Below are 22,670 nucleotides of genomic sequence, written 5' to 3'. Positions count from 1 at the left end.
GGGGTTCGGACCTTAGTGCGACGGATGCAGCGCATCTTTCAGATACACACAGGTCAGAATGGTGAAGACGTAGGCCTGAATGAAGGACACGAGGACCTCAAGGCCATACATTGCGGTGATCGCCAGAACCGACACGGGCGAGATCACGGCAATCGCGGCAAAGCCTGCGAACACCTTGATAACCGCGTGGCCTGCCATGACGTTACCGGCAAGACGAATGGAGTGGCTGACCGGGCGCACGAAGTACGAGATCAGCTCGATGATCGCCAGAACAGGGCGCAGCGCCAGCGGCGCGCTGGAGACCCAGAACAAGCCCAGGAACGCGGCGCCGTTCTTGACGAAACCCAAAACGGTCACGGTCAGGAACACGGCCAGCGCCAGCGGGATGGTCACGGCGAAATGCGATGTGGTGGTGAAGGACATGGGCAACATGCCCAGGAAGTTCGCGCAGACGATGAACATGAACAGGGTCATGACATAGGGGAAGTACTTTACGCCTTCCTTGCCGCAGATGTCTTCCAGCATCTTGTAGATGAAACCATAGGCCAGCTCGGCCACCGACTGCATCCGCGTCGGAACAATGGCGCGCTTGGACGTGCTGAGAACCAGCAGGGCAAAGATCGCCGCAATCGCCAGGAACAGCCACAGGGTCACGTTGGTGGGCGTGTACCAGGCAATCGCACCGTCGCCGAACAACGGCTTGACGATAAACTGGTCCATTGGATGGAAAGCCAGGCTGCTGCCTTTTTCTGCGGTGGTCTCGGTTGCCACGTTCAGTCCCTCTCGTCCTTCTCGGTCGCGCTTGCGGCCGCTTGTTTCTCTTGAACCTCTTTCGCGCTGCGGAGCATAACCTTCACGCCCGCGACAAGGCCCAGCAATGTGAATAGCACCAGAAAGATCGGGATCGTCCCGAGCAGGCTGTCCAGCCCGTATCCGATGCCAAATCCGATCCCCAGACCGGAAACCATTTCGATGACCATCCTCCAGGCAAGCTCGCCTCCGGATACGTCAGCATCCGCACGAGGTTTCGGCGCTTTGGCCTTTTTCGCCGCTTCGATCTTGGCCTCCAGCTGCGCCATACGCTGCTTTTGGTCATCTTCGGTCACGGGCGTTTCCCTCGCACAGTCTTGGGTAGGGTGCTAAGGGGCTGAGGGCGCAGAGTCAACGGCAATGAAGCCGCAGCATGAACGGCAATAAGTATATGATTTTTATATTAAAATCACAGACCGCGTGAAACCTGCCGATGGCGTATAATTCGCTGACCGGGCGGATAAGCCTGAATCCGCATATTCAACCAAATGGTTGACCAAACTCACAGGCTATGGTTCAGCGGAACCATGTCCAACGACCTCGACACTGTCTTCGCAGCCCTCGCCGATCCCACCCGCCGCGCCATCTTAGCGATGCTGCTGGAAGATGACATGGCCGTCACCGACGTGGCCGAACCGTTCGAAATGTCGCTGGCCGCGATTTCAAAGCATCTGGTGATCCTGACCAAAGCAGGTCTGATTTCTCAGGAAAAACGCGGACGGGTGAAGTGGTGCAAACTAGAACCCGACGCGCTTCGAGCGGCCTCGGTTTGGATGCAGGGGTTCGGACAGTTCGAACCGGTCAATCTGGATGCGTTCGAGCGGTTTCTTGAAGTTGAACTGCCCCCGGATGAGGCCTAACGCACAACTAAGACCGACATGCTGGCGTGTTTGGCCAGATATCCCGCGTGGCTGGACAGGATATAGTCTGTGATCCGGGGTGCGTGGGTTCCCACAACAATCAGATCGGCCCCCATTTCCTCTGCTGCGTGGGTCAGGTCCTTGTCGATCTCGACCGCGACATCAACCGAATGAATGTTGCGTGTGTCCACCTGCGCCCCGCTTTGCATCGCGATTTCATTGGCGCATGTCAGCAATTCTTGTTTGATCGCGTCTGTTGTCAGGTGGCTATCCCCTGGCTGCGGGCCGGTGACGCTGACGATGGTCACTTTGGCGCCCTGCCATTTGGCCAATTGCGCCGCAACCTCGGTAGCTTTCTTGACCTCGGGCGGCAAGTGCAGGTCGACCGGGACCATGATGTGTTTGAACATATTGGCGTCCTCCTGATCCTGAGATATGTCGACCCGGGCGGTTCGCCAGTCTGACCCGTCGGGACGATCCAAACGGCAGGCTCAGCCCTCGCGGCTATATTCCACCCCGGTCACAACCCCCGTTGGGTCGGCACGACAGAGCCACGGAGCCTCGGCCCCCGCCACGAATACACTGGTGACCGAGCCTGTCGGGCTGGACTGGGTCGACATCGCTTTGACACCATCAGGCCCTGTGCCGGTTTCGGCGCCCACCAGAGCTTCGCAGCTGGCTTGCAGGTCCACCTCTGCAGCGTCTTTCGCGCCACCGGGGGCACAGGCGGACAGCGCCAGCAATGCGGGAATAAGTGACAGTGTTTTCATGGCCCAGCTCCTTGGTGGTGACAGGCAGGCTGCCACATCAGGTAGAAATCACAAGCTTCAATTCGAGCGCACAGGAGTATTTGCAGGCGCGTCTTCTCCTTTCAGCAGCAACAACAGCGCAACAGCGGTGAGCCCGGCACCAACCAACACCAGTGCCGTCGGCGCAGGACGTCCCAGGGCGATTTCCCACAGGATCACCCAGCTGGGCGTCAGGTAAGTGTAGGCCATGACCTTTGCCGCGGGCAAACGCAGGGCTGCAAACTGAACCAGTACAAAACTGGCGGCGGTCGCAAACAACGAGATATAAAGCAGCGTCACCCAGACAATCCCGGGAAGGTTGCCCCAATCTACTGCACGTATATCGGACCAGCCCCAGACCGTCAGGATCAAACACCCCGCAACCAACGTACCGAAGGTGAACACCACCGCAGGCTCGCCCCGGTTCAATCGCCGTATCATCGGCGTATAGACGGCGTGCGCGGCGCAACCCCAGAAATAGATGATCTCGCCGCCTCCGATCTCGAAGGCCTGAAAGGCTTGCCAATCCGCTCTGAAGATCACCCACAGCGCACCGACCGCACCGACCGTCAGGGCCAGCGCCATGCGTGGGGTGGTGATCTGGCGCAGCAGCACCCACCCGGCCAGCGCCGACATGACCGGGGTCAGCGTAAAGACCGCCGCCGCGCTGACCGGGGGAGCGGTTTTCAATCCGTAGAACATTAGGACAAAGTAGGCTCCGAACAATCCGCCAAGAACCAGATAGCGCCATGGTGCCCGAGCCGCGCTGCGCGGAATGCCCGTTGTGGCAATCGCAGCGATGCCGATCACAACCGCCGCAATCGCAAAGCGCGCTGCCGTGATCGCCGACGGTGCGATCTCATTTGCCGCCATTGAGCCAAGTGAGAAACTGCCCGCCACCAAAGCCGAGAATGTTAGCATGGCCAGATGGCCGCGCGCCTGCGGTGTCACGGCAGCCAGCCCTTGGATTGATCTTTCAGGAAGGATAGGAAAGCCTGCACCTTAGTGGTCCGGTGCAGATCCACATGAGTCACCAACCACAGCTTGCCAGACCACTCGGGCAACGGTGCCATCACCTCGACCAGATCGGGATCGCGCGCGGCCTCCCAACGGGCCATAAAGCCGATGCCTGCACCGGCCAGAACAGCCTCTCGCATACAGAAATTATTGGTGCAGCGGAAAGTGATCGCCTGCTCCGGCGCGTTGGCACGCAGCCAGCGGGAAAACGGCGCGCGGCTGTTTTCGTCATCATTGCCGACGAAGTGGTGATTGGCGAAATCTGCAACGTCCGCGGGTTTGCCGTGGCGCGCGAGATAGGCCTTGCTGGCGAATAGTCCGACCTCTTGTGGAATGAACGGCTGCACCACATTGTCCGGTTGATCCGGCGCGGCCCCGGCGCGGATCGCCACATGCGCCTCGCCATATTCCAACCGGAACAGGCGGTCGCCGGTCAGATAGCGCACGATCAATCCCGGGTGGGTCTGCTGGAACTCGGTCAGCGTCGGTACGATGAGCGGGGCCAGTGAGGCCAGTGAGGTGACCACGATCTCGCCCGAGACATCGTCTCCGCGCCCCTTCATGCGACCGACCAACTGGTTGAATTGATCTTCGGTTGCCTGCGCGACCCGCAACAGGTCCTCACCCGCTTCGGTTGGTGTGTACCCACGCGCGTGACGCTGGAATAGTTTGACGCCCAGCCGTGCCTCGATCGCATCGATATGGCGGATCACGGTGGCGTGGTGCACACCCAGCACATCCGCCGCGCCGCTGACCGTTCCCATGCGCGCCACCTGATAGGCGGTTCTCACTTCATCCCAATTGTCCATTGCATCTGATCCAATGTGCAAATTCTAACAATGCTTGTTGATATATCCGAGTTTTGTTCATGCACGCAACAGCCATATTGGGGCAACAGAAGCTAATTCCGCAACAAAGGACGCCCCGAAATGACCAAAACCATCCTGCATATCGACGCCTCGGCCCGCCGCACTGGATCTGCCACCCGCGATCTGTCCGACCGCGTGGTTCGCCACCTGAACGCCAGCCGCATCATCCGCCGCGATCTGGCCACCCCCCTGCCCCTGCTGACCGAAGACTGGATCGGCGCCAATTTCACCCCCGCCGACCAGCGTGACGCGGTACAGAAAGACCTGCTGGCCCTGTCGGACGAATTGGTGTCCGAGTTGCAAAAGGCCGACACGATCGTCATCGGCCTGCCGATCTACAACTTCTCAGTTCCCGCCGCGTTCAAGGCCTGGATTGATCTGGTCGCCCGTGCCGGTCTGACATTCTCCTATTCCGAAGAAGGACCGAAAGGTCTGCTGGAAGGCAAACGCGCCATCCTTGCTGTTGCATCAGGCGGTACGGCGGTGGGCTCCGAGATCGACTTTGCCACCACCTATGCGCGCCATGTTCTGGGCTTCATCGGCATCCATGATGTCGAAGTCATCGCCGCAGATCGCATGGCACTGGACCCCGAAACAACCCTGTCCAATGCGCAGAAAGCTGTCACCAAACTGGCAGCCTGATTGACCTGCCCCCCTTGAACCGTCCAGTCTGCGCCGAGGCAAATCGGCAGACTGGGCGTTTCACATGAAAAAGATTGGAATATTGGGCGGTGTTGGCTGGGCCTCAACTGTCGACTACTACCGGGCGATCGCTGAAGGCGCGGGTCGGTATTTTGCTGAACGCGGCCACGGATCGCCGCTGCCCATCCCACCCATGACCATCGAATCCGTCACCCAAGCCAAAACCCGCGCCTTGCGCGGCGTGGCCGGTGACGAAGACAGCTGGGCCGCTTTCGACGCGGTGTTCCGCGAAGCACTGCTGACTTTGGAACACGCAGGCTGCGATTTCGGCATCATCGCCTCCAATACGCCACACGCGCGGCTTCACGCGATCCGCGAAGGCGTCTCCATGCCTATTCTCAGCATTTTTGACGCAACCGCCGACGCGACCGCCTCGACCGGCGCCACCAATGCTTTGGTCTTTGGAACCGCAGTCACCATGCAGGCCACAAACTATGCCGACCGGCTGGGCGCCGAGGGTATCACGGCAAACACACGCCTGCCCGAGCCCGAGATCGCCGAGATGCAGGCGATGATCGACAGTGATTTCTACGGCGGTGCATCCGACACCGCACATGCGCGCCTGCTGGCCTTCTGCAACAAACACGCCGCACCCGGAACGGCGATCTTGCTGGCCTGTACCGAGTTGCCTCTGGCCTTCCCCGATCACCTGGACGATCCGGTGTTCGAGGCGGACGGTCACCTGTTCGTCAACCCCTCCGCCGCCCATGTCGCTGCCGCTTTGAACGAAGCGCTTGAAGGGTAATCACGGCAGCCAGGTCACCTCGCACCCGATCTTATCAAAGAACGCCATCAGATCATCGCGCGACAAAACGACGGTTCGGTCGTTGACCAAAGGGTGCATGTTGATGACATCGGCCTGTTGCGCGGCGGCGTCCATGAAGAACTTAACGTTGTTCTCAACGCCGTTGATCATCGCCAGCGGACTGACCGCGCCAGGGCGGATGCCGAGGTTCTGGAACAGCCGATCCGCCGAGCCGAAGGACAGGTTGCCAACCCCCAACTCCGCGCCCAGCGCCTTGAGGTCGATCTCGCGGCTCTGTTCCAGCGTCACCAGATAGTTCCGCTTTTTCTTGTCGCGCAGATACAGGTTCTTAAGCCGCAATGTGTTTTCACCCGGCACCATGAACTGGCCCTCGACCCCCATGGCATCCTCAACGGTGCGCAGCGGGATATGAGTATGCAACCGATAGGGCAGCCCCCATTCATCCAACTGCGCCAAAAGCGCATCCGAGCTGATCGGCAACGTATCCTGAAAGGCAGATGATGCGTCCATGGGAACCTCCTCGTATGGCGCGCTCATCGCCCAACCGACAGGTAAATTCAAGCCACGACAGGCGCGGCATTCGGTGCTAGCGTGCCGCCATGAAAGTCACGCGTAACACTCCGAGCCAACTGATCCTGTCCAATACGCCATGGTTCATCGGCATCACGCTGGTTTTCTTCATTCTGGCATTTGTAGGCGCGGGCGTCTTCTTGGCCAGTGAAGGTGGCGAGGGTATCTTGTTCGGCATTTTCTTCGCACTATTCGGCGGAGGCATGGGTTTTGGTGCATTTTGCGCCTTTGTCCGCCGCGTGCAGGTCATACTGGATCGCAATAAAAACAGCATCCTGATCCGCAGACAGTCAGTCTTTGGATATGATGCGGTGGAACATGAGCTCTCGCACCTCTCGCACGCGGAAACCGAAAGCACGACCTCGCGTAGCGACAATGGCACATCGACCCTCTATCGCCCTGTCCTAATACTGGATGAAGGCATGAGCGCCGGGCGGCATCCCATTGTCGAGGCTTATTCCAGCGGGCGCGGCGCGCATCGGCTGGTTGATGCGATCAATGACTGGCTTCCGGCGCGCAAGGTTGACTCTGCCAGCCAATCGGCCTAAATCGCCGCCAACATCCGGAAGCGTTTGATCTTCCGGTCCCTTGAGTCGTTCAGGGATCGCCCCCCACCAGCGAGTTTCGCCCGTGGGGGCGTTTGTGCATTTAACCGACGCGTCCTATCTAGGGCACGCCACCAGATAACCGGCTAAGGAGGCCGAAGGCATGTTTGAAAATCTATCCGAACGCCTTTCCGGCGTCTTTGACCGGCTGACCAAACAGGGTGCCCTGTCTGAAGAAGACGTGAAAACCGCCCTGCGCGAAGTCCGCGTTGCCCTGCTTGAGGCCGACGTCTCGCTGCCGGTGGCGCGCGAGTTCGTCAAGAAAGTACAGGAACAGGCGACCGGTCAAGCTGTCACCAAATCGATCACGCCCGGCCAGCAGGTCGTAAAGATCGTGCACGACGCGTTGGTTGATACACTGCGTGGCGAAGAAGACCCCGGCGCGCTGAAGATCGACAACCCGCCTGCCCCGATCCTGATGGTCGGCCTGCAGGGTTCCGGTAAGACAACCACCACCGGTAAGCTGGCGAAACGCCTGAAAGAGAAAGAGGGCAAGAAGGTCCTGATGGCCTCGCTGGACGTCTATCGCCCGGCGGCGATGGATCAGCTTGCGGTCCTGGGCACGCAGGTTGGTGTAGATACGCTGCCGATCGTTCCCGGCCAGACGCCGGTTGATATCGCCAAGCGCGCCAAGCAACAGGCAACGCTGGGCGGCTATGACGTCTACATGCTCGACACCGCGGGCCGTCTGCATATCGACGAAGTCCTGATGGACGAGGTCGAGCAGGTTCGTAACGTGGTCGACCCGCGTGAGACGCTGCTGGTGGTCGACGGCCTGACCGGTCAGGTCGCTGTTGAAGTGGCCGAAGAGTTTGATGCCAAGGTCGGCATCTCGGGCGTGGTCCTGACCCGTATGGACGGTGACGGGCGCGGCGGTGCGGCGCTGTCGATGCGCGCGGTCACCGGCAAGCCGATCCGCTTTGTTGGTCTGGGCGAGAAGATGGACGCGCTCGAAACCTTCGAGCCGGACCGGATCGCGGGGCGTATTCTGGGCATGGGCGACATCGTTGCTCTGGTCGAAAAAGCCCAGGAAACGATGGAGATGGAACAGACCGAGCGCATGATGAAGCGCATGGTCAAAGGTCAGTTCAATATGAACGACCTGAAAATGCAGCTGGAGCAGATGATCCAGATGGGCGGCATGCAGGGCATGATGGGCATGATGCCGGGCATGAACAAGATGGCCAAGCAGATGGATCAGGCCGGTCTGGACGATAAAATCCTGCGCCAGCAGATCGCCATGATCCAGTCGATGACCAAACGCGAACGCGCCAACCCGCAGTTGCTGCAAGCCAGCCGTAAGAAACGGATCGCCGCCGGTTCTGGGATGGAGGTCAGCGACCTCAACAAGCTGCTCAAAATGCACCGGCAGATGTCGGACATGATGAAAAAGATGGGCAAGATGGGCAAAGGCAAGATGCTGAAACAAGCCATGAAGGGCATGTTCGGCAAAGGTGGCCCCAGCCCCGAGGAGATGGCTGCCGGCATGGACCCCAAGGCGCTGGAACAAGCCGCCAAAGCGATGGGCGGTAAGATGCCCGGCGGTCTGCCCGGACTGGGTGGCGGCATGGGCCTGCCCCCGGGGTTGAGCGGTTTTGGAAAGAAAAAGTGACGTCAGCACGCTGCACCCAGCCCCCGTCCGGAAAGGCGGCGATGGCAGCAGCGCAGTATCGCGCGGCCCTGCCGGTCATTGAGACCCGGCGGCTGGTTCTGCGTGCACCCACTCTGGACGACCTGCCGGTGTGGACATCGATCTGCAAGGACAGCTTTGGCGATACCGAGCAAGACGCCTGGACTGAGTTTTCCTACTACACATCAGGCTGGCTTTTGCATGGTCACGGCTTGTTCACCGTCACGTTTAAAGACGATGATCAGGTCATTGGCTTCGTCATTCTGGGCCTCGAATGGGACGATCACGAGCCCGAGCTTGGCTATATGTTTGATAGCAAGTTCCGCATGCAAGGTTACGCGACCGAAGCGTGCAGCGCCGTTCGCGATTTTGGGCTTGATCTGCTCGGATCCGGCCAGTTCGTAAGCTACGTTTCGCAGTCCAACGCTCGTTCGAACGCATTGGCACAGCGTCTGGGTGCAACGCGCGACGCCGTTGCCGAAAGCGCCTTTGGTCCAACACAGCATGTCTGGCGATACGGCGAGGTGCAGGCATGACACTTGCCATGGCCATACCAACGCTGGAAACCGAACGCCTGATCATGCGGGCCCCCTGCGAGGCCGATTTTGAGGCTGAGGCAGAGTTTTTTGCCAGCGACGCCTCGAAATTCGTCGGCGGCCCGAAACGCCCGGATGAGACATGGCGCGCTGTTGCGATGCTGTTAGGCCACTGGGCGATGCGGGGATATGGCTTCTGGGGTGTCGAGGAAAAAGACACGGGCACCTATGTAGGCCATGTTGGATTGTGGAACCCGCATAGCTGGCCCGAGCCCGAAATTGGCTGGACCCTGATGAACCACGCCACCGGCAAGGGTTATGCGACCGAAGCGGCACTGGCTGCACGTGCACATGCCTATGACGTGCTGGGCTGGGAAACCGCAATCTCGCTGATCGATCCGGATAATCTGGGCAGCAAGGCTGTCGCGGAACGGCTGGGCGCGCAGTTCGAATATATGTTCGAACACCCGGCTTTCGGGGCGATGCAGGTCTGGCGTCATTCTGCGCCTGCCGATCTGGTAAACGGTGGCGTGGAGGCATACGCATGACCTCGTTCACTATACCCACCGTCGAAACCGATCGCCTGATCCTTCGCGCGCCGCATCTGGACGATCTTCCTGCGATGACCGCGTTCTACGCGACCGAGCGCAGCCATATGGTTGGTGGTCCCAAGGACGCGCTTGGAAGCTGGAGCTCTCTTTCGAACAGATTGGGTCATTGGGCGCTGCGCGGTTATGGTCTGTGGCATTTGACTGAAAAGACCAGCGGCGCATTCGTGGGATGGGCAGGCATGATCTACGTACCCGGCTGGGCGGAGCCCGAGCTGGGCTGGACGCTGATGGCCGAGGCCGAAGGCAAAGGTCTGGGCTTTGAGGCCGCCGCGGCTGCACGCGACTATGCAGCGCAGCATCAGGGGCTGAACGGTGTGATTTCTTACATCGCCCATGCCAATGATCGCTCGCGCGCGCTGGCCGAACGGCTGGGCGCAACGCTGGAGATTGAGAGAGCCGAACTTTTGGGCAAACACGCCCAGATCTGGCGTCATCCGCAGATTGAATTGACCACCGAAAGGACCGGCCAATGAACAACCCCGTGACACAAGCTGCCGCGCTGTTGAAGGATCACCGCGAAAGCATCGACCGGCTGGATGCGATCCTGGTCTATACGCTGGGCGAGCGGTTCAAGCACACGCAGGCCGTTGGCAAGCTCAAGGCCGCACACGACCTTCCCCCGTCCGATCCGTCGCGCGAGGCTGCGCAGATCGCACGGTTAGAAGACCTGGCGAAAGAGGCCGATCTGGACCCCGATTTCGCCAAGGCTTTTCTGAATTTCATCATTCAGGAAGTCATCCGACACCACAAGAAACACCAGAACTAAGCCGGTCTAGCACCGGATACGCCATTCAAAGGAGATACCACCATGGCAATGAAAATTCGTCTCGCCCGCGGCGGCTCGAAAAAGCGTCCCTTCTATCGCATTGTTGCGGCTGACAGCCGTATGCCGCGCGATGGTCGTTTCATCGAAAAACTGGGCACCTACAACCCGCTGCTGCCGAAAGACAGCGAAGAGCGCGTGAAAATGAACATGGAGCGCATCCAGTACTGGCTGGATCAGGGCGCACAGCCCACCGACCGGATCGCACGTATGCTGGAAGCTGCCGGCGCCCGTGACAAGGCCGAGCGCAACAACCCCAACAAGGGTACTCCGGGCAAGAAAGCTCAGGAACGCGCGGAAGAGAAAGCTGCCAAGGCTGCTGAAGCTGCCGAAGCGGCTGCTGCACCGGCTGAAGAAGCTGCTGCAGAAGAATAAGCAGTCGGGCGCGTGCAGGATCAGGCCTTTTCCGACGATTTTCGCACGCAGTTCGATCTGTTGATGCGGCTCCGGCGTGATGTGCGCCGGTTTCGCACCGATGCAATTGACGAGGCAGTGCTTACGCGCTGCCTCGACGCGTTTCGACTGGCCCCTTCTGTTGGGCTCAGCGAACCCTGGCGCGTGATCCGCATCGAAAGTCAGGCCGCGCGCGACGCGGCGCTGAAGAATTTCCAAGCGGCCAACGAGCGGGCGCTGAGCGGGTATTCCGGCGAAAAGGCGCAGCTGTACAGCCAGCTGAAACTGTCCGGGATGAAAGAAGCTCCGGTGCAGCTGGCCGTGTTTTGCGACGATGCCACCGACAAAGGTCAAGGTCTCGGCGCAGGCACTATGCCCGAAATGCGGCGTTATTCCGTCGTCTCAGCCATCACGCTCTTCTGGCTCGCCTTGCGGGCAGAAGGCTTGGGCCTGGGCTGGGTCTCGATCCTCGACCCGGACCAGATGGTGCGCGATCTGGATGTCCCCGAGGACTGGCGGTTGATCGGATATTTCTGCTTGGGCTGGCCCGAGGCCCAATCCGATACGCCGGAGCTGGAGCAGGTCGGCTGGGAATGCCGCGACGCCTCTCTGCCGATCGAGGTGCGTTAGTCATGTTCGGTTTGTTACGGCTTCCCATCCTGCTGGCGATCGCATTTATTGTGGGCGTATTCTTCGAACGCTCGAACCAGCGCGAGGCGTGCGAGGTGATCGGACAATGGCGGGACGGGCTATGTGTGACGGATGGTCGAAATGAGTGATCTGATCTGCGTAGGCAGCATCGCGGGCTCGTATGGGGTGCGCGGCGAGGTGCGGCTGAAAAGTTTCTGTGCCGTCCCCGAGGATATCGAGGGCTACTCGCCGCTGACAGACGAAGAAGGTAAAGAGCGCTATCCAGTAGTCCTGACCCGCGCGATCAAGAACGGCTTTGCCGCTCGGCTGGGTGGCATTGAGACGAAGGAAGCGGCGGATGCGCTGAATGGCCTGCGCCTTTATGCGCGGCGCGATCAATTGCCGTCGCTGCCGGATGATGAGTTTTACCACACCGACCTTATCGGGCTTGAGGTTTATGACACCGGCGGCACGCTGCTGGGCCGAGTGAAATCGGTGCAAAATCACGGTGCGGCGGATCTGTTGGAACTGCATGGGCCGGGCTTAAAGGCCACCGTGCTGCTGCCGTTTACACTCGAATCCGTTCCGACCGTTGATCTGGACAAGGGCCGCATCATCGCTGATCCGCCCGAGGGCCTGCTGTAATGCGCCGCGTGTTGCTGCATCTGGGTCTGCACAAGACCGGGACGACGGCGGCACAGTCCTTTCTGTTCGAAAACCGCTCACTGATCTGGCCGCACCATGCGTTGGTCCTGCCCTATCGGACCCGCAAAACCGGCTTGTCCGAAGCAGCCACTCGCTATTCCGTCTACGGCACCCCCGGCGCGATGAGCGATTTCAAGGATCAGATGCGTCACTTCCTGAATTCACTGGAATTTGGCCAGAAGCGCGGGCTGGTTCTGAGCGAAGAGAATTTCTCAGGCCTGCGCCCCAGCCGCAATGTCGCGGTGGGATATGAGGCCGCGCCCGAGCTCGCCTCGTGCCTTGTCGGCCTGATCCGCGACCGGTTTGCCGGGGAAGAGGTGCATATCACGATCTACTACTCGCTGCGCCAACGCGGAAGCTGGCTGCGCAGCCTGTGGGCACATGATCTTCAACGCTCGCGCCTAATTCAGGATTTTGAGACTTTCCGCGCCCGGCTTGAACCGGTGCCGTCGCCTCAGATTGCTGCTGCGGCTGTGCGCGACCGTTTGCCCTCGGTCTCGGTCCGCACCGAATGGCTGGAAGATCTGCAGGGCCAGCGACATGGGCTTGGAAGCACTTTTGCTGAATTCCTTGACCTGCCTGCGGACAAAGCCGCCGAATTGGTAGGCCCGACCCGATCAAACCCACGCCTGCCCGAGGATGTCTTGCAGCAGATGCTGGAAATGAACCGATCCGATCTGGACGATGCTGCGCTGATCGATCAAAAGACGGCTTTGGTTCAAAGCACCCAGAATGATCTGATCGGCTCGAGATGACAGATAAACCCGGAAAGTCCCTTGGCCGCAAAGCCATCCGTCCAACGTTGAAGCCGCGCGAGTTGATGACGCCGACGCCCGATCTGCACGGGGTGTGGAAGGCCAAGATCATCACGTTGTTCCCATCTGCCTTTCCCGGTGTTCTGGGCGAAAGCCTGACCGGCAAGGCCCTGCAAGAAGGGCTATGGCAGTTGGAAACTGTGGATTTGCGCCAATTCGGGATCGGCAAGCACCGCAATGTGGATGACACCCCGGCGGGCGGCGGTGCAGGCATGGTCCTGCGTGCCGATGTGCTGGGTGAGGCCATTGAGCATACGATGGCGGGCATCCGGGGCAACTGGCCGTTGATCTACCTCAGCCCGCGTGGGCGTCGGATGGATCAGAAAATGATGCAAAACCTGGCTCGCTGCGATGGCATGACCCTGTTATGTGGTCGTTTCGAAGGCGTCGATGAGCGCGTGCTGGAACATTACGGCGTGCAAGAGATCAGCTTGGGTGATTTTGTCATGACCGGGGGTGAAATCGCCGCGCAGGCCCTGATCGACGCCACCGTGCGGCTGATCCCGGGCGTTCTGGGCAATCAGGCCTCAGCCGAGGAGGAGAGCTTTTCCTCTGGCTTATTGGAGCATCCGCAATACACCCGCCCCGCCGACTGGAAAGGCCGCCCGATCCCCGAGATCCTGATGTCAGGCCACCATGGACGCATTGCGGATTGGCGTCATGAAATGTCGGAACAGATCACCCGCGAACGGCGGCCGGATCTGTGGGACGCCTATCGAAAATCAGAAGATAAGGGCTAAGACTAACGGGTTGCCTTCCACAACGCCCAGGTTTCCGGCGTGCCGTTGAAGGTGTTAATGTCCACCTTACCCTGAACCCCCGGCACCAGCCCGGTGCCGGTGTATTGCCAGAACCGCCAGACCGAGCCTGGATAAACGTTGCGCGGGTGGCCCGCGACCGAGCGCAGCCAGAACTCGGTTTTGGGAAGTCGTCCGATATCGGTGTCGCCGTAGAAATCCACCGTCGTGTAGACAATCGGGCGTCGGCCATAGTGGCGCTCGAGAATATCAAGGAACCGCTGCGCCTCGGCCCGAACGGTTCGGCCATCAGGGCGCAGGGTGCAGGTTTTGGAATGGGGCGTCCATTCCATATCCAGCACATGCGGCAGGTCGGCCCCTTTGGGCACGTTCTGGATGAACCAACGCGCCTGTTCATGGGCCGGACGGCAGAAATAATAATAGTGATAGGCCCCCCACGGCACTCCGGCAGCTTGTGCGCCGCGTCGGTGCTCGTCGAACATCGGGTCGGTAAAATCTCCGCCCTCGGTGGCTTTGATGAAGGCAAAGCTGACACCGTTCTTCTGCGCGGTGCGCCAATCAATCGGCCCCTGCCAACGCGAGACATCCAGCCCATGCACCGGGTAATGGCCGGGATGACGTCCCTCCCACGGGTGCGGGTCAGCGTCACCAAAGGCGGGGTAGATGATCGAAGGCGGGGTCGTGTCCGCGAAGGCCTGCGGCTCAACCGCCTGAGGTTGCGGGCCGCGGCGACCACATGAGACAAGTGCAAGCGCCATAACGGCCAACAGAAGTGCTTTGCGCATCTTATGATCCTGTATCAAATATCTGCTCTTATAATTGATCCCAGAATGCCTGATCTGGCGGACAAGGCAACGGCGGATTTGACGGGTGGCAAAAACTCACCTGTTTCACCAAGAATAAGGCTTGATCCCCGCCCGCAAAGCCCGTAAAGCAGCGCAATCCGGTGTGGCGTTACGCGACTCCGGCGTTTTGGTTTGCATCCTGACGTGACGCCCAGCTTTCTTCGGCACCGGCGCGACAGGGCGGACCGGACCAAAAGGAACATTCGATCTGACCTCTGGCGGGCTGTACGCAGGACCCGGTGAAGACCAAGAGCTCTCAGGCCGTGCCCAAACTTCGTGGACCAACCACGAGCATATAGGAGTAAATGCGATGGACCTGATCGCACAGCTTGAGGCGGAGCAAATTGCCGCCCTGGGGAAAGACATCCCCGATTTCAAAGCCGGTGACACCATCCGTGTCGGCTTTAAAGTGACCGAAGGGTCGCGTACCCGTGTGCAGAACTACGAAGGCGTCTGCATTGCGCGCAAAGGTGGCAGCGGTATCGCCGGTTCGTTCACCGTTCGCAAGATTTCGTTTGGCGAAGGCGTGGAGCGTGTGTTCCCGCTGCATTCGACCAATATCGACAGCATCACCGTTGTCCGCCGTGGCCGCGTTCGTCGCGCCAAACTGTACTACCTGCGCTCGCGCCGTGGTAAATCCGCGCGTATCGCAGAAGTCACCAACTACAAGCCCAAGGCTGGCGCCGAGGCGTAAGGAGCGGAAAGATGAAAAAAGACATCCATCCCGATTATCACGTCATCAACGTCAAAATGACCGATGGCTCCGTGGTTCAGATGAAATCCACCTGGGGCAGCGAAGGCGACCAGCTGGCTCTGGAAATCGACCCTTCCGTGCACCCCGCATGGACCGGTGGTTCGTCGCGCCTGATGGACGCAGGCGGCCGCGTGTCGAAGTTCAAGAAGAAATACGAAGGTCTGGGCTTCTAATCCCGACCTGGTTGAAATGCGAAAGGCCGTCCATTTGGGCGGCCTTTTTTGTTCTCCTGCCGTGATTACTGCAGGCTCAGAAATCAAACCCGGTCTGGACGGGGGGCGTGTAAGGCTCGATCATGTCCTCACCCTCGGCCCCGCGCTTGATGGGTTTGACGGTGTGATATTCGAACCGGCCTTCGTACTGCGTGCCCAACGACTGCTGCGCCTCTTGCGCAGTTGTGACGCCCGATAGCCAGTTTTCGATCTCATCCGGGCTCAGGATCACCGGCATTCGGCTGTGAATATGCGCGATCTGAGGGCTGGGTGGCCGGGTCAGGATCGTACAGCTATGGCTGCCGTCATCAGTCCTGTAAAACCCCGCAAAAAACATCACCGGGGCATTGCGCTGAACCGTGATGTAGACCGGGCAATCATGGCCCTGGTCCTTGGGCCACTCGTAATATCCCAGTGCCGGAATTAGACAGCGCCCCTTGTTCCAGTATTGCTGCCAGAAGCTGACATTTTCGATCTTCGAATTGATCATCGGCTTCTTGCTGCGCGGATCCTTGATTTGCCAGCGCGCAGTAGCCAATTCGGCCTGATCGCCGTCCCAACGGACCATGCCAACCCGATTGGTCGGAGACACATTGTACCCACCCGAAGGCAGCTGCTCGGGCAGATCAGGCGAGACCTTGCCGTAGAGAAAATACTCGGTAATCGCCAGCATTTCCCGCTGCGTCAGGTGACCGGCTGCAAACTTTCCACACATGACAAAAGCCTAGGCCGATTGAGTGCCGGTCACAAGTGGCCCCACCGACGATCAGTCCCTTGTCAGATCAACCGCGCTGTGCGGTGGAGGCACCGGGCCTCGCAGCATTACGGCAGCCAGGATCATCCCCAAAAGCGCAGCGATAGCGGCGACAAGCATGGCACTGTTAAATGCATCATCCTGCAAATCCCGCAGGGCACGCGCCAGCGTTTCGCCTGTGGTCGGATCAAGCCCAGCGATAAGCTGTTGCACCTGACTTGCAGTGCCATGTGTCAACGCATGGGCCAGATCAGCCCGTTGCTCGGACCCGGTGGGCAAGGCGTTGATCACTTCGGTCAGGCCGCGCCGGGTGGTGATCGCTTCAGCCAACCCGCCGACAACCGCACCAAGCGTGGCCCCAAAATAAAGGAACGCATTCACTACGCCCGAGCCCTGCCCCATATGTTCTTCCGGCAACAAGCGCAGCCCGAGACGCGGCAATAACGAAAAACCGATGCCAAGCCCGATCCCGATAATCACCAGCTTCCACCAAATCGCACCCATGCCTGTTGTGTTCGTCGTTGTCGTCAACAGCATGAACCCACAGGTCATGAACCCCATGCCCAGGATCACCGGCCATCGAAAACTGTAAGGTGCAAGAAAACGCGGAGCCACCACGGACACGACGAACATACTGAGGCTCAACGGCAGGATCGCCACCCCCGCCCCAACAGCGGACAGGCCAAACGCATCTGGCGATTGCACGAAGACGTTGAAATAGACGAAAAAGCTGAACAGCGCGAAGCCGGTAATGAACATCCCTGCCGCCGCCATGAAATAACGGGGGTGGCGGAAGTAGCGCAGCTCGATCAGAGGGTCCGCGCTGCGGCGCGAGGTGATGATCAGTGCAATCACCGCTACAGCCGACACGGCAAGCGGGATCAGGGTCGATCTTGTGGCCCATCCGTGGCTTTCCCCATTGCTGAGGGCGAAGGATAGCGGGCCAAGCAGCAGGACCAGTGCGACTGCACCCGCAAGATCGAACTTTGCGCCTGCAAGACGGGTGTCGGGGACGTAATGCTCCTTGCTGACCCGCAACCCGACCGCAAACGCCACGATCAGCAGCGCCAGATCTGTGGCAAACACGCCCCGCCAGCTGAGGTAATGCGCAAACGCGCCGCCAACGATCGGACCAACACCAATTGCCAGCCCGACGATCGCGCCCCAGGCACCGGTGACGCTGGCCCGTTGTTCCTCGGGCGTGGCGGCAGTTAGCAGCGAAAGCGAGGTGCCAAACAGCGCTGCCGCCCCGGCACCTTGGGCCCCGCGGCCTGCCAGCAACATGGCTGCATCCTGTGAAAACAACACAAGGGCCGAGCCAAGACCGAACACGATCATTCCGGCAAAGAAGACGCCCATCTTGCCGGTGATATCGCCAAGTCGGCTGACGATGGTAACGAGGGTCGCGCTAACCACCGTATAGATCGCCATCACCCATTGCAGGCTGGAAGGCGACAGATCGAACTCGGCCTTCAGATTTGGCAGGATCGTCGCAACGGCGGTTGTGTTGAAGCCAACAACCATCATGCACAGCGCGGTCATCACCAGAACCAGACGTGCCCCTCCCGCGCCGGATATGTCGTCAGTGACGTCTTTTGGCATCTGCCTGTCCCCCGTTCAGGAATAGCGCGCTGGCCCTTCGGGCACCGTGTTGTGCCTATTATTAAACGGTTTTTTGCTGATAGATACTGTTTTTAGCGCGCTGCGCGCGCAGCGCCTATTAGATCCAGTAGGACAGCGCCAATGGCAGCACCAGGATCGTGGACAGAGTCGAAACCAGAATGAACCCGGCCACATCGGGTCCGTATTCCGGCACATGCTGATCGATGAACAAATAGGTCGCGACAGAGGAGGGCATCAAACAGCACAGGATCACCGCGCCCCGCTCAGCCCCGGTGAAGCCGAAGCTCCAGACCAACGCGCTGGCAATCACCGCAGCCATCAGCAGGTGCAGCGCTGTCAGCAAAACGGCTCGGCCAAGGCTTTTGATCCGCAGGGTCGCCAGCGTGTGGCCCAGCGTCAGCAACATCAGCGGGATTGAAAGACCGCCCAGAATATCAAAGGATTTGGCCACCGGTTGCGGCAGGCTGGTGCCCGTCGCCATCAACACCAGCGACAGTGCGACCGCGTAAATAATCGGCGAAGTCGCCAGTTTCTTGGGTGAGAACTCTCCGGCCGGAATCCACATGCCGATCGTGAAGATACTGATCAGCACAACCACCACAAATGCCATCGTATAGGCCATTCCCGCATCGCCCAGCGCCAAAAGGGTAATGGGCAGGCCGATATTGCCGACATTGCCATGCATCAGTGGCGTCAGAAATGCCCGCACCGGCAGCCGCATCAGTTTGAGCGCGACAAGCCCCAACAGCCCAAAACCTGCAATCGCCAAAGCGGCGGCCATCATGACATCAAGAAAGGTGCCGACCGCAATCTGGGTGGTTGAAAGGTGCGAGATAATCAGCGTCGGATACCCGACCCGCGAGACGATCCCGCCAATGACCTTGTTGTCATAGGGGGCCTTGATCAAAGCCAGAGCGTAACCGATTCCAGCGCAAATCAGGACAGGCAGAACCACGTTCAAAACGTTCAGAAACAGATGATCCAATGGCTGCCCTCGATCACAAATCCATAGGATGGACAGTGAAACAGGGGTGTGTGTTTGGCAAGGATTTACCCTAACCCCCAAGTACCAAGCACTTTTCCAATTTGAGGCTTGATAATACCGCTCAAGACGGCCCGAGGTTCTTCCCTTCCCGGCCTACACAACATATAGTGGCTGCCAACAACGTGTAGGCAAACACGGCGGGACTTGGGAATACAGGCATGGCACATATCATTGTGGTCGGGAACGAAAAGGGCGGCGCAGGCAAATCAACCGTGTCGATGCATGTGGCCACTGCATTGGCACGGCTGGGGCACAAGGTCAGCACACTCGATCTTGACCTGCGGCAGCGCAGTCTGGGTCGTTATTTCGAGAACCGCTTGAACTTCCTGAACGGCTCGGACCTGTCTCTGCCCAGCCCACGCCACCACGACCTGCCCGAGATTGACGCCAGCGCTCTGCAACCCGGTGAAAACATCTATGACCACCGCCTTTCGGCCGCCGTGGCCGAACTGGAAAGCGATAGCGATTTCATCCTGATCGACTGCCCCGGTTCGCACACTCGACTCAGCCAGGTTGCACATTCGCTGGCCGATACGCTGATTACACCGCTGAACGACAGTTTCATCGATTTTGACCTGCTGGCGCGGATCGATTCCAAAGGTGAGAGAATCCTTGGCCCCTCGGTCTATTCCGAGATGGTCTGGAACGCGCGCCAATTGCGTGCACAGGCCGGGCTGAAACCCATCGATTGGGTAGTGGTGCGCAACCGGGTCGGGACCCAGCGCATGGTCAACAAGGAGAAGATGCAACGCGCGATCGAAATGCTGTCACAGCGCATCGGCTTCCGCGTCGCCTCGGGCTTTTCCGAGCGAGTGATTTTCCGCGAGTTGTTCCCGCGCGGACTGACTTTGCTGGACCTCAAGGATATCGGGGTCAAGCAGCTCAATATCTCCAACATCGCCGCACGCCAGGAATTGCGCGACATGATGAAGGAACTGAGCTTGCCGGGTGTTGAGATCGATTTCTGAGCGACCACAGCTCGAATTACCCAACATATCCGCCCAAGACCCCGGAAAATTTAAAAGTTTCCGGATCGATTTCATTCTATGAAATCGTGCGCAGCAGCAGTCGCACGCGTTGGCACGGGTGTCAGTGATCGGTTAGCCCGCCGTTCTGTAAATCGTAAACAGCTCTTTCGGCTCTGCCACGCCCCGCAACATATAGCGACCGACCGAGATCAGATCCTGATCGCAGGGATGGGCCGCGCGGGCTACATCGTCGGAAATCAGGATGCGCTGCCCCAGTGATCTGTGCATTCCCGCGATTCTCGAAGTCTGGTTGACCGCCGGACCAATTACCGTGAAATCCAGCCGACTTTCGGAGCCGATGTTTCCATAGAGGATCTCACCAGAGTGCAATGCCAGCGTATAGTTCGAAACCGGTTGCCCCCGTGAACTCCGCTGAGTGTTCAATTCGGCCATGCGCTCTTGCAGCATGGTCGCCGCAGCCAGCGCGGCGCGGGCATCGGCATCGATCTCGCCGACATCAAACATCGCCATGACACCGTCGCCCATGAACTTCAGGATGTTGCCTTCGCATTGATGAACAACATCGACCACCACACCCAGGTAGTCATTCAGCATATCTATGACTTCGATCCCTGGCATCTCTTCCGACAAGCTGGTGAACCCTTCCAGATCGAAGTTCCAGATCACCGCATCGATCTGCTGCAGTGACCCGCGACGGATTTCACCGGACAAGACCCGACGACCGGCATCGCGCCCCAGATAAACCCGCATCAAATCTTTCGACACCCGCGCGTTCGAGGCTGACTTCAGAGCCAGCCCCAGATGCGGTAGCGCCGTATTGATCACGTCCAGATCATCGTCGCAGAATCCTTCCGGCGCATTGCTGGACCAGGACATTAAGACACCGTCGATTGCCTCTTTCGCATCATAGGGGTTGCGTTGAGCCGGCACATCAAAGCTGATGCCAGTCGCGTAATAGTCCGTGGCTCCGTTTTCCCGCAACTCGTTTAGCAGGGGAAAACGGCTGGGTTCGTTCTGGTCGACCAGCCGTTCACGGATAGCATCGATATCTTCGTGCAATACGGCATACAGCGGACTTTGTGTCCAAACTTCACTGGGCTCTTCGGAATACTCGAAGGTTTCCAGATTACTTCCTTTGCTGCGGTACCAGCTATAGCCCGTTCCGCCATAGACGGGATGCAAGGCCGGTTGCGCCGCATGAAAGCGCATCAAGGGCACACCAAGATCAACTAAACGGGTGCAATACCCGTCCAGAAGTTCTTGTTTGTCGGCCCCTTCCAGGCCTCGGGTCACCAACCAATCTATCAGATCATGGGATTTTGCCGTTGGGGAATCCGGCGCTGTCATGTGTCGTTCCTGTGTCCGTTATGACGTTGATCTGGGGGCAGCTGTACCGGATTACCAGTACCCTAATCCATTCCGGCCAGACGTCGCAGCATCATGCGCAGCAAAGCGGCCTCACCCGTGGTGAAACGCGATGCCAGTTTCTGATCATAATCCTGCGCGATACCGCTTAGCTCACGATAAACCTTCTGGCCAGCCGAGGTCAGCGATAGCCGCTCAACCCGCCGGTCATTTTCATCCCGCAACCTTTGCAAATATCGGCGCTGTTGCAATCGGCTGACCGCACGGCTGACCTTGGTTTTGTGGATTTTGGCACGCTCAACAATGTCGCGTGCGGTCATCTCACCATGATTGCCCAGATGAAACAGCACCCTCCATTCGGTGCGCAGCATTCCGTAGCGATCCTTGTAAACGCGCTGAAACTCAAGCGAACTTTCCTCGGCCGCCTGATTCAACAGGAACGGCAGGAAATTTCGCAAATCAAACTCATCTTTTTGGTCATTTTTAGGCTGGGTCATCCTTGTTAGTTACAAAATCAACTATTATTCGACAAGTAACAAGTTGAAGGATCACCGGAGACGAGATGAGTTTTGATATCTGGATCACCTATGTGGCGACGGTGTTGCTGCTGATGAGCACACCGGGGCCAAGCCAGTTGCTGATGCTGTCGAACTCGGCAACCAATGGGCTGCGGCGAGGTTTTTTTACCGCTGCGGGTGATTTGACGGCCAATTTCTTTCAAATGTTGGCCGCCGGTCTGGGTCTGGCTGCCCTGATCGCCACGTCCGGGACCGCCTTTACCGTGATCAAGTGGTTGGGCGTGGCCTATCTGGTCTATCTCGGCGTCAAGCAAATCGTGAAGGCACGTGTTGCCGAAACCAACGATGCGCCACGTGCCAGCCGAAAGGTGCTCTGGATGCAGGGCTTCATCACCTCTGCCGCGAATCCCAAGGCGGTGGTGTTCTTCGCCGCTCTGTTTCCGCTGTTCATCGATGGCGCGCTGCCATTCTGGCCGCAATTCGCCATCCTCTCGGCCACATATCTGATCATAGACGGGTTGTTTCTGATGGCCTATGGCTCCACTGCCAGTTGGCTGGCCCGGCGCCTGCAGGGGCCGGCAAGGCCTTGGCTCGACCGGATCGGTGGCAGCTTCATGATATTGGCGGCAGCCCTGCTGGGCTTCAAATCCCTGCGCGCCGCCTCGTAACCGAAAGAC

32 protein-coding genes are annotated in these 22,670 nt (G+C 59.1%); 19 read left to right on the top strand and 13 right to left on the bottom strand.

Annotated elements, in window-relative coordinates:
- Positions 1 to 12 precede the first annotated feature (12 nt).
- A complete protein-coding gene (locus ACR0AU_RS14440; protein ID WP_170392647.1) occupies positions 13 to 771 on the bottom strand; it encodes a F0F1 ATP synthase subunit A in 759 nt (252 codons plus the stop codon).
- Between the two features lie 2 nt (positions 772 to 773).
- Positions 774 to 1,106 carry an AtpZ/AtpI family protein gene (locus tag ACR0AU_RS14435; protein ID WP_170392648.1) on the bottom strand — a complete coding sequence of 111 codons (333 nt, stop codon included), beginning with the start codon at positions 1,104 to 1,106 and terminating at the stop codon, positions 774 to 776.
- 231 nt (positions 1,107 to 1,337) lie between these two features.
- On the opposite strand from ACR0AU_RS14435, the gene ACR0AU_RS14430 reads away from it, so the two are divergent.
- The gene (locus ACR0AU_RS14430; RefSeq protein WP_170392649.1) at positions 1,338 to 1,670 is read left to right on the top strand and encodes an ArsR/SmtB family transcription factor; all 333 of its coding nucleotides are present in this window, start codon (positions 1,338 to 1,340) and stop codon (positions 1,668 to 1,670) included.
- On the opposite strand, the gene ACR0AU_RS14425 is transcribed toward ACR0AU_RS14430, so the two are convergent.
- The 4 genes from ACR0AU_RS14425 to ACR0AU_RS14410 all read right to left on the bottom strand — a co-directional run bounded on the left by ACR0AU_RS14425 (position 1,667) and on the right by ACR0AU_RS14410 (position 4,284).
- Positions 1,667 to 2,080, bottom strand: coding sequence for a universal stress protein (locus tag ACR0AU_RS14425; RefSeq protein WP_170402365.1), 414 nt, complete (start codon positions 2,078 to 2,080; stop codon positions 1,667 to 1,669). The two genes, ACR0AU_RS14430 and ACR0AU_RS14425, sit on opposite strands and share 4 nt — an antisense overlap.
- Before the next feature lie 81 nt (positions 2,081 to 2,161).
- Complete coding sequence (locus tag ACR0AU_RS14420) at positions 2,162 to 2,440, bottom strand: hypothetical protein (RefSeq protein ID WP_170625091.1); 279 nt, start codon at positions 2,438 to 2,440, stop codon at positions 2,162 to 2,164.
- A 57-nt stretch (positions 2,441 to 2,497) separates the two neighbouring features.
- Positions 2,498 to 3,409, bottom strand: coding sequence for a DMT family transporter (locus ACR0AU_RS14415; protein WP_170597451.1), 912 nt, complete (start codon positions 3,407 to 3,409; stop codon positions 2,498 to 2,500).
- Positions 3,406 to 4,284 (bottom strand): LysR family transcriptional regulator, encoded by an 879-nt coding sequence (locus tag ACR0AU_RS14410; protein ID WP_170513380.1) that lies wholly within the window; start codon positions 4,282 to 4,284, stop codon positions 3,406 to 3,408. Before ACR0AU_RS14410 ends, ACR0AU_RS14415 begins: the two co-directional genes overlap by 4 nt.
- A gap of 120 nt (positions 4,285 to 4,404) precedes the next feature.
- Here ACR0AU_RS14410 and ACR0AU_RS14405 point away from each other — a divergent pair, with 120 nt between their 5' ends.
- On the top strand, positions 4,405 to 4,986 hold the full coding sequence (locus tag ACR0AU_RS14405) for an NAD(P)H-dependent oxidoreductase (protein ID WP_170565116.1): 582 nt from the start codon (positions 4,405 to 4,407) through the stop codon (positions 4,984 to 4,986).
- A 64-nt stretch (positions 4,987 to 5,050) separates the two neighbouring features.
- Complete coding sequence (locus tag ACR0AU_RS14400; protein ID WP_480795832.1) at positions 5,051 to 5,791, top strand: aspartate/glutamate racemase family protein; 741 nt, start codon at positions 5,051 to 5,053, stop codon at positions 5,789 to 5,791.
- Here ACR0AU_RS14400 and ACR0AU_RS14395 read toward each other — a convergent pair whose 3' ends face one another.
- Positions 5,792 to 6,322 carry a prolyl-tRNA synthetase associated domain-containing protein gene (locus tag ACR0AU_RS14395; protein WP_480795831.1) on the bottom strand — a complete coding sequence of 177 codons (531 nt, stop codon included), beginning with the start codon at positions 6,320 to 6,322 and terminating at the stop codon, positions 5,792 to 5,794.
- A gap of 89 nt (positions 6,323 to 6,411) precedes the next feature.
- Between ACR0AU_RS14395 and ACR0AU_RS14390 the strand changes: the two genes are divergently transcribed.
- From ACR0AU_RS14390 to trmD, 12 genes are all read left to right on the top strand, one after another.
- A complete protein-coding gene (locus ACR0AU_RS14390; protein ID WP_170802233.1) occupies positions 6,412 to 6,930 on the top strand; it encodes a hypothetical protein in 519 nt (172 codons plus the stop codon).
- A 160-nt stretch (positions 6,931 to 7,090) separates the two neighbouring features.
- Positions 7,091 to 8,599 carry a signal recognition particle protein gene (gene ffh / locus ACR0AU_RS14385; RefSeq protein ID WP_170636254.1) on the top strand — a complete coding sequence of 503 codons (1,509 nt, stop codon included), beginning with the start codon at positions 7,091 to 7,093 and terminating at the stop codon, positions 8,597 to 8,599.
- Positions 8,600 to 8,640: 41 nt separating this feature from the next.
- The gene (locus tag ACR0AU_RS14380) at positions 8,641 to 9,153 is read left to right on the top strand and encodes a GNAT family N-acetyltransferase (RefSeq protein ID WP_170776226.1); all 513 of its coding nucleotides are present in this window, start codon (positions 8,641 to 8,643) and stop codon (positions 9,151 to 9,153) included.
- Positions 9,150 to 9,701 carry a GNAT family N-acetyltransferase gene (locus ACR0AU_RS14375; RefSeq protein WP_170392660.1) on the top strand — a complete coding sequence of 184 codons (552 nt, stop codon included), beginning with the start codon at positions 9,150 to 9,152 and terminating at the stop codon, positions 9,699 to 9,701. The genes ACR0AU_RS14380 and ACR0AU_RS14375 overlap by 4 nt, the downstream gene beginning before the upstream one ends.
- Positions 9,698 to 10,237 (top strand): GNAT family N-acetyltransferase, encoded by a 540-nt coding sequence (locus tag ACR0AU_RS14370; protein ID WP_170733722.1) that lies wholly within the window; start codon positions 9,698 to 9,700, stop codon positions 10,235 to 10,237. The genes ACR0AU_RS14375 and ACR0AU_RS14370 overlap by 4 nt, the downstream gene beginning before the upstream one ends.
- Positions 10,234 to 10,530 carry a chorismate mutase gene (locus ACR0AU_RS14365; protein ID WP_170392662.1) on the top strand — a complete coding sequence of 99 codons (297 nt, stop codon included), beginning with the start codon at positions 10,234 to 10,236 and terminating at the stop codon, positions 10,528 to 10,530. The genes ACR0AU_RS14370 and ACR0AU_RS14365 overlap by 4 nt, the downstream gene beginning before the upstream one ends.
- 42 nt (positions 10,531 to 10,572) lie before the next feature.
- Positions 10,573 to 10,962: a 30S ribosomal protein S16 gene (gene rpsP / locus ACR0AU_RS14360; RefSeq protein ID WP_010437590.1), complete on the top strand. Its 390-nt coding sequence runs from the start codon at positions 10,573 to 10,575 to the stop codon at positions 10,960 to 10,962.
- A gap of 12 nt (positions 10,963 to 10,974) precedes the next feature.
- Positions 10,975 to 11,610 carry a 5,6-dimethylbenzimidazole synthase gene (gene bluB, locus ACR0AU_RS14355; RefSeq protein WP_170392663.1) on the top strand — a complete coding sequence of 212 codons (636 nt, stop codon included), beginning with the start codon at positions 10,975 to 10,977 and terminating at the stop codon, positions 11,608 to 11,610.
- 2 nt (positions 11,611 to 11,612) lie between these two features.
- Complete coding sequence (locus tag ACR0AU_RS14350; protein ID WP_170392664.1) at positions 11,613 to 11,759, top strand: hypothetical protein; 147 nt, start codon at positions 11,613 to 11,615, stop codon at positions 11,757 to 11,759.
- On the top strand, positions 11,752 to 12,255 hold the full coding sequence (rimM, locus tag ACR0AU_RS14345; RefSeq protein ID WP_170392665.1) for a ribosome maturation factor RimM: 504 nt from the start codon (positions 11,752 to 11,754) through the stop codon (positions 12,253 to 12,255). Before ACR0AU_RS14350 ends, rimM begins: the two co-directional genes overlap by 8 nt.
- Positions 12,255 to 13,070, top strand: a complete 816-nt coding sequence (locus tag ACR0AU_RS14340) for a hypothetical protein (RefSeq protein WP_170425117.1) — start codon at positions 12,255 to 12,257, stop codon at positions 13,068 to 13,070. The genes rimM and ACR0AU_RS14340 overlap by 1 nt, the downstream gene beginning before the upstream one ends.
- Positions 13,067 to 13,870: a tRNA (guanosine(37)-N1)-methyltransferase TrmD gene (trmD, locus tag ACR0AU_RS14335; protein WP_480795830.1), complete on the top strand. Its 804-nt coding sequence runs from the start codon at positions 13,067 to 13,069 to the stop codon at positions 13,868 to 13,870. Before ACR0AU_RS14340 ends, trmD begins: the two co-directional genes overlap by 4 nt.
- A gap of 2 nt (positions 13,871 to 13,872) precedes the next feature.
- Here trmD and ACR0AU_RS14330 read toward each other — a convergent pair whose 3' ends face one another.
- Entirely contained in the window at positions 13,873 to 14,673 is an 801-nt protein-coding gene (locus ACR0AU_RS14330; RefSeq protein WP_170392668.1) for a glycoside hydrolase family 25 protein, read from the bottom strand.
- Between the two features lie 370 nt (positions 14,674 to 15,043).
- On the opposite strand from ACR0AU_RS14330, the gene rplS reads away from it, so the two are divergent.
- Together rplS and rpmE are read left to right on the top strand one after the other, a co-directional pair.
- Positions 15,044 to 15,427, top strand: coding sequence for a 50S ribosomal protein L19 (gene rplS / locus ACR0AU_RS14325; protein ID WP_170328369.1), 384 nt, complete (start codon positions 15,044 to 15,046; stop codon positions 15,425 to 15,427).
- A gap of 11 nt (positions 15,428 to 15,438) precedes the next feature.
- Complete coding sequence (gene rpmE, locus ACR0AU_RS14320) at positions 15,439 to 15,660, top strand: 50S ribosomal protein L31 (RefSeq protein WP_170392669.1); 222 nt, start codon at positions 15,439 to 15,441, stop codon at positions 15,658 to 15,660.
- Between the two features lie 76 nt (positions 15,661 to 15,736).
- On the opposite strand, the gene ACR0AU_RS14315 is transcribed toward rpmE, so the two are convergent.
- From ACR0AU_RS14315 to ACR0AU_RS14305, 3 genes are all read right to left on the bottom strand, one after another.
- The gene (locus tag ACR0AU_RS14315; protein ID WP_480795829.1) at positions 15,737 to 16,414 is read right to left on the bottom strand and encodes an SOS response-associated peptidase; all 678 of its coding nucleotides are present in this window, start codon (positions 16,412 to 16,414) and stop codon (positions 15,737 to 15,739) included.
- Between the two features lie 51 nt (positions 16,415 to 16,465).
- A complete protein-coding gene (locus ACR0AU_RS14310; protein ID WP_170733719.1) occupies positions 16,466 to 18,055 on the bottom strand; it encodes an MFS transporter in 1,590 nt (529 codons plus the stop codon).
- A gap of 118 nt (positions 18,056 to 18,173) precedes the next feature.
- Complete coding sequence (locus tag ACR0AU_RS14305; protein WP_170402414.1) at positions 18,174 to 19,061, bottom strand: AEC family transporter; 888 nt, start codon at positions 19,059 to 19,061, stop codon at positions 18,174 to 18,176.
- A 218-nt stretch (positions 19,062 to 19,279) separates the two neighbouring features.
- On the opposite strand from ACR0AU_RS14305, the gene ACR0AU_RS14300 reads away from it, so the two are divergent.
- Entirely contained in the window at positions 19,280 to 20,089 is an 810-nt protein-coding gene (locus ACR0AU_RS14300) for a division plane positioning ATPase MipZ (RefSeq protein WP_170402416.1), read from the top strand.
- A gap of 132 nt (positions 20,090 to 20,221) precedes the next feature.
- Here ACR0AU_RS14300 and ACR0AU_RS14295 read toward each other — a convergent pair whose 3' ends face one another.
- Both ACR0AU_RS14295 and ACR0AU_RS14290 read right to left on the bottom strand, forming a co-directional pair.
- The gene (locus ACR0AU_RS14295) at positions 20,222 to 21,457 is read right to left on the bottom strand and encodes an adenylate/guanylate cyclase domain-containing protein (RefSeq protein WP_170392675.1); all 1,236 of its coding nucleotides are present in this window, start codon (positions 21,455 to 21,457) and stop codon (positions 20,222 to 20,224) included.
- Positions 21,458 to 21,519: 62 nt separating this feature from the next.
- Entirely contained in the window at positions 21,520 to 21,972 is a 453-nt protein-coding gene (locus ACR0AU_RS14290) for a MarR family winged helix-turn-helix transcriptional regulator (RefSeq protein ID WP_170392676.1), read from the bottom strand.
- A gap of 65 nt (positions 21,973 to 22,037) precedes the next feature.
- On the opposite strand from ACR0AU_RS14290, the gene ACR0AU_RS14285 reads away from it, so the two are divergent.
- Complete coding sequence (locus ACR0AU_RS14285; protein WP_480795828.1) at positions 22,038 to 22,661, top strand: LysE family translocator; 624 nt, start codon at positions 22,038 to 22,040, stop codon at positions 22,659 to 22,661.
- Positions 22,662 to 22,670: the final 9 nt, after the last annotated feature.

Source organism: Ruegeria sp. CG1, from assembly GCF_056537265.1.
The sequence above is the reverse complement of the archived record's forward strand: the minus strand, read 5'-3'. Positions and strand labels throughout refer to the sequence as shown.